7 protein-coding genes and 1 pseudogene are annotated in these 7,229 nt (G+C 61.1%); 3 read left to right on the plus strand and 5 right to left on the minus strand.

What is annotated here, in order from left to right; genetic code table 11:
* The first annotated feature begins 2 nt into the window (after positions 1 to 2).
* Positions 3 to 920: an NAD(P)-dependent oxidoreductase gene (locus KBF66_RS17960; protein ID WP_296660714.1), complete on the plus strand. Its 918-nt coding sequence runs from the start codon at positions 3 to 5 to the stop codon at positions 918 to 920.
* A gap of 131 nt (positions 921 to 1,051) precedes the next feature.
* Here KBF66_RS17960 and KBF66_RS17965 read toward each other — a convergent pair whose 3' ends face one another.
* The 3 genes from KBF66_RS17965 to KBF66_RS17975 are packed head-to-tail and all read right to left on the minus strand — an operon-like array spanning position 1,052 to position 2,742.
* Positions 1,052 to 1,702, minus strand: a complete 651-nt coding sequence (locus tag KBF66_RS17965) for a BON domain-containing protein (RefSeq protein WP_296660715.1) — start codon at positions 1,700 to 1,702, stop codon at positions 1,052 to 1,054.
* The gene (locus KBF66_RS17970) at positions 1,699 to 2,298 is read right to left on the minus strand and encodes a phosphoheptose isomerase (protein ID WP_296660718.1); all 600 of its coding nucleotides are present in this window, start codon (positions 2,296 to 2,298) and stop codon (positions 1,699 to 1,701) included. The genes KBF66_RS17965 and KBF66_RS17970 overlap by 4 nt, the downstream gene beginning before the upstream one ends.
* A 51-nt stretch (positions 2,299 to 2,349) precedes the next feature.
* Positions 2,350 to 2,742 (minus strand): YraN family protein, encoded by a 393-nt coding sequence (locus KBF66_RS17975; protein WP_296660721.1) that lies wholly within the window; start codon positions 2,740 to 2,742, stop codon positions 2,350 to 2,352.
* A gap of 2 nt (positions 2,743 to 2,744) precedes the next feature.
* Here KBF66_RS17975 and rsmI point away from each other — a divergent pair, with 2 nt between their 5' ends.
* Entirely contained in the window at positions 2,745 to 3,683 is a 939-nt protein-coding gene (rsmI, locus tag KBF66_RS17980) for a 16S rRNA (cytidine(1402)-2'-O)-methyltransferase (protein WP_296660725.1), read from the plus strand.
* Between the two features lie 31 nt (positions 3,684 to 3,714).
* On the opposite strand, the gene KBF66_RS17985 is transcribed toward rsmI, so the two are convergent.
* Entirely contained in the window at positions 3,715 to 4,569 is an 855-nt protein-coding gene (locus KBF66_RS17985; protein ID WP_296660728.1) for a M48 family metallopeptidase, read from the minus strand.
* A 152-nt stretch (positions 4,570 to 4,721) separates the two neighbouring features.
* Between KBF66_RS17985 and KBF66_RS17990 the strand changes: the two genes are divergently transcribed.
* Positions 4,722 to 6,842 carry an acetyl-CoA hydrolase/transferase C-terminal domain-containing protein gene (locus KBF66_RS17990; protein WP_296660731.1) on the plus strand — a complete coding sequence of 707 codons (2,121 nt, stop codon included), beginning with the start codon at positions 4,722 to 4,724 and terminating at the stop codon, positions 6,840 to 6,842.
* Between the two features lie 78 nt (positions 6,843 to 6,920).
* Here KBF66_RS17990 and KBF66_RS17995 read toward each other — a convergent pair.
* Positions 6,921 to 7,229: pseudogene (locus tag KBF66_RS17995) on the minus strand (secretion system protein E); the annotation flags it as partial.

Consider the following 7,229-nt stretch of genomic DNA (forward strand, 5'->3'; position numbering starts at 1 on the left):
GCATGAACAACAAAACTTACGACGCCACACCCGCCCAGAACGTGGCATTTTTGGGCTTGGGCGTGATGGGCTACCCGATGGCCGGGCACCTCGCACGCGCCGGACATCAGGTCACCGTGTACAACCGTACATCATCAAAATCAATAGCATGGTGTGCAGAATATAAAAGCGCTAGCGGGTCAAACAGCCATATCCATCATGCTGAAACCCCGGCCCGGGCTGCGGCCGGTGCCAGCCTGGTGTTTTGCTGCGTCGGTAATGACGATGACCTGCGCAGCGTGACCTTGGGGCCGGATGGCGCGTTCGCCGGTATGACGCCGGGTGCGGTTCTGGTGGATCACACCACGGCGTCCGCGAATGTGGCGCGTGAACTGTATGCCAACGCCAAAGGCCTGGGTCTGAACTTTGTCGACGCGCCGGTCTCCGGTGGCCAGGCTGGCGCACAGAACGGCCAGCTCACCGTGATGTGCGGCGGGGACGCAGCGGCTTTTGAGGCGGCGCGTCCGGCTGCCATGGCGTTTTCCAAGGCGTTCACCCATCTGGGTGAAAGTGGCGCGGGTCAACTTGCCAAAATGGTCAACCAGATCTGCATTGCCGGGCTGGTGCAAGGTCTCTCGGAGGCGATCGCGTTTGGCGAGAAGGCAGGCCTGGACATGAACCAGGTGCTCGATGTGATCGGTAAAGGCGCAGCGCAAAGCTGGCAGATGGACAACCGTGGCAAGACCATGGTGGCCGACAAGTTTGACTTTGGCTTTGCCGTGGACTGGATGCGCAAAGACCTGGGACTGGTACTGGACGAGGGCAGGCGCAACGGTGCCCGATTGCCAGTGACCGCGCTGGTTGACCAGTTCTACGCCGATGTCCAGCAGCTTGGCGGGCGGCGCTGGGACACCTCCAGCCTGATCAAGCGGCTGAGGTAGGCTCCCCAACCGAGCCGCGCTTGACAACGCGTCTCCCCTTCAGGGGACAACACCGACGGCCCGGCAAAGCCGGTTCCGTGGTGTTCAGGGTTGGTATCTTGGAACTCAATCGACCCGAGCAAACGCAGGGTTTAATTGGGTGCCGCTTTGCTGTCAGCTGATGCAGGTTTTGGCTGCAGATTGCGCAGTTCGTCCTCGCTGATGATCTCGAACACTTTCACCACCTTTTGTACCCCGCCAGTCGTGCGCGCCACTTCGGTGGCACGGTCGGCCTCGCGCTGGGTCACACGCCCCATCAGATAGGTGGTGCCCCGCTCGGTGGTCACCTTGAACGCATTGGCAAACAGGTCCTTTGAATCGACCAGGCCAGCCTTGACCTTGCCGGTGATCAAGGCGTCATTGGAGCGCTGCGTCAGACTCGAATTGCCCAGCACGGCGAGTTCATTCACCACCGTGCGCACATTCTCCACCCGGGACACCGTCTGTTCCACCAGTTGTTTGTCCTGTTCGGTGGGCACCTCGCCGCTGATGAGCACCCGCCGGTTGAAGCTGGTCACATTGACATGGGCCCGATCACCCAGCGCCTCGCGCAGACGGCTGGCAGAACGCAGCTCGATGCCTTCGTCTTCCAATTGCGCGCCCGAGGTGCGGCGGTCCGTGGCCACCAATGCGGTGCCGACCACGGCCCCCCCCATCAGCAGGGGAACACAGGCGCTCAAACTGGCAGCCAGACAGACGCCAAGGGTCAGCATGGACAGGGCGCGCGGGAAATAGGATTTCATTCTGAAGTCTCCAGGTCACCCAACAACTGGGCATCAACCGCATCACACAGACAGTGCAGCGTCAGCAGATGCACCTCCTGGATCCGGGCGGTCCGTTCATGCGGCACACAAATGTGCACGTCGGTGTCACGCAGGGCACTGGCCATCTTGCCGCCACCGCGCCCGGTCAAACCCAGCACCACCATGTCACGTTCATGGGCCGCCTCAATGGCAGCCAGCACATTCGGAGAATTGCCACTGGTCGAAATGGCAATCAGCACATCACCGGATTGCCCCAGACCGCGCACCTGCCGTGAAAAGACCGCGTTGAAGCCATAGTCGTTGGCCACCGCCGTGAGAATGGAGCTGTCCGTGGTCAGGGCAATGGCCGCCAGTTCGGGGCGTTCCCGCTCAAAGCGGCCAATGAACTCGGCAGCAAAGTGCTGCGCGTCAGCCGCCGAACCCCCGTTGCCGCAGGCCAGCACCTTGCCACCGCTGGTCACACATGCCAGCAGGGCCTGCACCGCCTCGGCAATCGGCTTGCTCAACAGGGAAGCAGCCTGGTACTTCAGGTCGGCACTATCGATAAAGTGTTGTTGAATACGTTGTTCCAGCATGACGGCAATGATACCCGCGCCGACAGCGTCGACAGGGGCTCAGGTTTTTTCTCAAGTCGCGTCAAATGCCGCCTGCAGCCAGGTGATGCTGCCCGCGTCCAGCGCCAACACATCAAAACGACACGCCGGCGGCTGCGAAAACCGCATCAGGTAATGGCGCGCTGCAAAAACAATGCGCCGCTGCTTGGCAAACGTCACGCTGGCGGCAGCACCCCCATGGCCCGCGCTTTTGCGTTGTCGCACCTCAATAAACACGCAGGTGCCGTCGGGTGCGCGCATGATCAGATCGATCTCGCCACCGCCGCGCCCGGGCGTTCGATAATTGCGCTCCAGCAGCACCAAGCCCGCCTGCAACAAATGTTGCAAGGCGATTGCCTCAGCCGCATCGCCCGATTGTTTGCTGGTGCCGGGTTTGGTTTTTTTGTTTGCCAGAGGAAAGATCATTGATGTCAAGCCACCCTTCGAGCCTGGCCGTCGACTTTGGCACCGCCCTGCGCGGCGCCAGCGAGGTGGCAGCGAACCAGAATTATCCTGCGGCCACGCTGTATGTGATGGCCACGCCCATTGGCAACCTGGCCGACATCACGCTGCGCGCCTTGCACCTGTTGCAGCAAGCCGACGCCATTGCCTGCGAGGACACGCGTCATAGCCAGGCGCTGCTGCGCGCCTACGGCATTGACAAAGCGCCGGGTCAATGGCTCGCGGTTCACCAGCACAATGAGGCGCAGGCGGTACAAACGGTGCTCGACCGGTTGGCAAAGGGGCAGCGTGTGGCTTACGTCAGCGACGCCGGCACGCCTGCCATCAGCGACCCCGGGGCACGCCTGGTGGCCGGCGTGCGCCAGGCCGGCATGAAGGTGGTGCCAGTGCCGGGTGCCAGCAGCGTGACCGCCGTGCTGAGTGTGGCCGGTGTCGTGGCCGACGCGCAGCAGTCAGGCGACTTTGTATTTGCCGGATTCCTGCCGTCCAAAAGCGGCGAACGCCTGAGCGCCGTGCAAGCCCTGGCTGACGAATTGCGCGCCGTCGTCCTGCTGGAAGCACCCCACCGCATTGAGGTTCTGGCACAGGCGCTGGCGACCCTGGGGGCACGCAGCCTGACCGTTGGGCGTGAACTGACCAAACAGTTTGAGGAGCTTGCCACCCTCAGCGCACAGGATTTCCCTGCCTGGCTGGCGCAAGACAAACACCGCATCCGTGGCGAGTTCGCGCTGGTTCTGCACCCGGTCACCCGAAGCGGCACATCAGAAACGGACGGCCGCGTTCTGCGCCTGTTGCTGGCCGAGCTACCGCTCAAGACAGCCGTCCGGCTGAGTGCCGAGATCACCGGTGAATCACGCAATGACCTGTACGCGCTGGCGCTGACACTGAAAGCCGCGACCGGCTGAAAGCGCGCGAAACGCCTTGTTACGTACCCGCTTACTGAGTGGGCAGTTGCGGCTGCCCCCGCACGTACAGCGGCAGCACCTTGGGCAGATTGGCCTCAATGTCCGCGATGCGGGTGGTTCCCGAGGGGTGGGTGGACAGCCACTGCGGAGGCGAACCTTTGCTGGCCTGGGCCATTTTTTGCCACAGGCTGACCCCGGCACGCGGGTCAAACCCGGCACGCGCGGCCAGCTCCATGCCCACCAGATCGGCCTCAGACTCGTCACTGCGGCTGAATTGCAGGGTCAGCAGCTGCGCGCCGTAATTGGTCACGGTCTGACCCAGCTCACCCAAACCCAGCACAGCCCCCAACAACGAGGCACCGATGCCGGTGGCGGCATTTTTCCCCATACGTTCGCGCGCATGTTCGCGCAGCGCGTGCGCCACCTCGTGGCCCATCACCGTTGCCACCTCGTCATCGGTGAGTTTCAGCTGATCCAGGATGCCGGTATAAAACGCAATCTTGCCGCCAGGCATACAGAAAGCATTGATTTGTTTGCTGCCAATCAGGTTGACCTCCCAGCGCCAGTTGGCAGCGCGCGGATTCCAGCCCAGCGCGTGCGGAATGGTCTTGTCGGCAATGCTGCGCAATCGTTTCACCTGGGGATGATCCCGCCCGGCCAAGGCGTTCTGGTTGGCCGCCTGCTGCAGCATCTGCGCGTACTGCTGGGCCGCCGAGCGCTCAATGGTCTCGGCCGGCACCAATTTGGTAAAAACCGAATTCTTGCCAACTTCCACACCTTCCGCCTGCGCCGGCAGCTGGCCAACCGCGGGCAACGCCAGGATGGCGGCACTTTGCAACAGCAATCGCCGATGCGAACAAAGTGGGCAGGTTTGCAAGTGACTCATGTACAGGGTTCCTCGTAACAGACAACAGTGGATGCCGGCGATTAGTATGCCAAGTCCAGAACGGTTCGGCAGGTGGGCAATTGTGCGGCAAAGGGCGAAAATTCAAGTCTGCCAGAATAGCCTGCACCCCGAGCAGGATCAGGAGACAGTCCGTGAAAAAACCCATCTTTATTGCGTCGATGGACGCATGCGTCGATCACATCCTTGACACCGTTGTCGGCCCGGTGGTGCTGGGCATCCCCTTGGGCATTGGCAAGCCCAACCCGCTGGTCAATGTGTTGTACCGTCGCATCAAGTCCAACCCGGCGCGCAAACTGCGCATCATCACCGCCCTGTCGCTGGAACGACCGGTCGGGCACAGCGACCTGGAGCGCAATTTTCTGCAACCGCTGGTCGAGCGTGTGTTTGACGATTATCCCGACATGGACTATGTCAAGGACCTGCGCGCCGGAACGCTGCCCCCCAATATCGAGGTGCAGGAGTTTTTCATGAAAACCGGCGACTACCTCGGCAACGCACCGGCGCAGCAGGCGTACATCTCCACCAACTACACCTATGCCGCACGAGACATGGCGGTGCAGGGGCTCAACGTGATCGCCCAGGCCGTCGGTGCCAAGGGGCATGACGACAGCCTGCGCCTGAGCCTGTCAAGTAACCCCGACATCACTGAAGAGGTCATCGAATGTGTGCGCGCCAGTGGTCAGCCCGTGATGGCTGTCGGGGTGATCAACCGGCAGATGCCTTTTATGCCCAACGGTGCCGAAGTCGACCCCGGCTTTTTTGATGTGGTGGTATCGGACCCGGCCGCCTCCCACGCGCTGTTTGCCCCACCCAACAACAAGGTCAGCGCCGCCGACTATGCCATTGGCCTGCATGCCTCCAGTCTGGTGGTGGATGGCGGCACGCTGCAGATTGGCATTGGCTCACTCGGTGATGCGATCGGGCAAGCACTCATCGTGCGCGACCGCCACAGCGCGGAATACCGCCATATTCTGGAATCCTTGTGTCCGGATGGCCTGACCGGACGTGAACTTGGCCGCTTTGATGCCGGCCTGTATGGTTGCTCGGAGATGTTTGTCAACGCGTTCTTGCGGCTGATTGAGGCTGGCATCATCCGCCGCGAAGTATTTGATGACGCCGTGCTGCAGCAACTGCTCAACAGCGGACGCATTCAGGACGACTGCGTCAGCGCCGATATGTTGCTGGCACTGCTGCAGGCCGGGCGTATCCGCTCCCCGCTGGCTCAGGAGGACATCAGCTTTCTCAAGCGTTTTGGCATCCTGCGCCATGAGGTTCAATTGCAGGGCCAGAACCTTTGTTTCGAAAATCACCACTGTGGCACGGACCTGGACGACAAAGCCAATTTCGAATGTATTGGCCATCACATGCTGGGCTCGCGGCTGATGCATGGGGTGTTCATGACCGGTGGTTTCTTTTTGGGCCCGCGTGACTTTTACGACCGCCTGCGCAGCATGGCACCCCAGGATCTGGCCAAGATCGACATGACGCGCATCGACTTCATCAACCAGTTGTATGGCAACGACGCCCTCAAACGTGCCCAGCGCCGCAAGGCCCGCTTCATGAACACCACCATGGTCATGACGCTGCTGGGTGCGGCCGCCAGCGACGCGCTGGAGTCCGGCCAGGTGGTCAGCGGTGTGGGCGGACAGTACAACTTTGTAGCCATGAGCCACGCGCTGGCCGATGCACGGCTGATCATGATGCTGCGCGCCACCCACGACAACAAGGACGGGCTGAAAAGCAGCATCGTCTGGAACTATGGTCATGTCACCATTCCACGCCACCTGCGCGACGTGGTCATCACCGAGTACGGCATCGCCGAACTGCGTGGCCAGGCTGACGGAGAAGTGGTCAAACGCCTGATTGCCGTGGCCGACTCCCGGTTTCAGGACGAACTGGTGCGCCAGGCCAAGGCGCACGGCAAGCTCGAGGCGGCGTATGAAGTCCCCGAGCGTTACCGGAACAACCTGCCAGAGGCACTGGCAGCCAAACTCAAGCCCTGGAAAGAAGCGGCCTTATTGCCCGATTTCCCGTTCGGCACCGACCTGACCGATGACGAATTGCACATGGTGCGCGCCATGAAAAAAATGAAACACGCCAGCCATCACCCGTCAGAGCTGCTGACCATGGCGATCAAAAGCCTGTGGGAAGGCAAAGAAGCGCCCCCCGAGTATCTGGAGCGTCTGGGGCTGGCCGAAGTGCACACCTTCAAGGACCTGGTGATGCGGCAGTTGTTTGCCGGAAATCTGTAAACTTGGGCCGGAAAATCAGCGCAAACACTATCTTTAGTAGAGCGCAAAAAGCTTATTTATAAAGCGCTTGAGTGCTTTTTACTTGATACAAACTGAGCGCACCATCTTCAGGTCGGTCAGACCCATCATGACCTTTTCCATGCCATCCATCTTGAGCGTGCGCATGCCACCTTCCACCGACGCAGCAAAAATCTCGGCCACCCGCGCGCGCTCCTGAATCAGGCGTTTGATGGTGTCGTCGGCAATCAGTAATTCGTGCAGGCCGACCCGGCCTTTGTAGCCGGTCTGGTTGCACTTGTCACAGCCGACATGGCGGTAAAGTCTGATCCGGCCGTCTTCACCATAAAGCTCCAGCCAGCTCGCCATCAGTTTGCGCATCTCGGCGTC

The organism is Rhodoferax sp. (assembly GCF_018063565.1).
Classification (GTDB): domain Bacteria; phylum Pseudomonadota; class Gammaproteobacteria; order Burkholderiales; family Burkholderiaceae_C; genus Rhodoferax.

What these genes read in the sequence shown, in the direction of transcription:
- KBF66_RS17975 (WP_296660721.1), bottom strand. Translation starts at nt 2,742, where the DNA reads ATGATCTTTCCTCTGGCAAACAAAAAAACCAAACCCGGCACCAGCAAA.
- KBF66_RS17960 (WP_296660714.1), top strand. Translation starts at nt 3, where the DNA reads ATGAACAACAAAACTTACGACGCCACACCCGCCCAGAACGTGGCATTT.
- KBF66_RS17970 (WP_296660718.1), bottom strand. Translation starts at nt 2,298, where the DNA reads ATGCTGGAACAACGTATTCAACAACACTTTATCGATAGTGCCGACCTG.
- KBF66_RS17985 (WP_296660728.1), bottom strand. Translation starts at nt 4,569, where the DNA reads ATGAGTCACTTGCAAACCTGCCCACTTTGTTCGCATCGGCGATTGCTG.
- rsmI (WP_296660725.1), top strand. Translation starts at nt 2,745, where the DNA reads ATGTCAAGCCACCCTTCGAGCCTGGCCGTCGACTTTGGCACCGCCCTG.
- KBF66_RS17965 (WP_296660715.1), bottom strand. Translation starts at nt 1,702, where the DNA reads ATGAAATCCTATTTCCCGCGCGCCCTGTCCATGCTGACCCTTGGCGTC.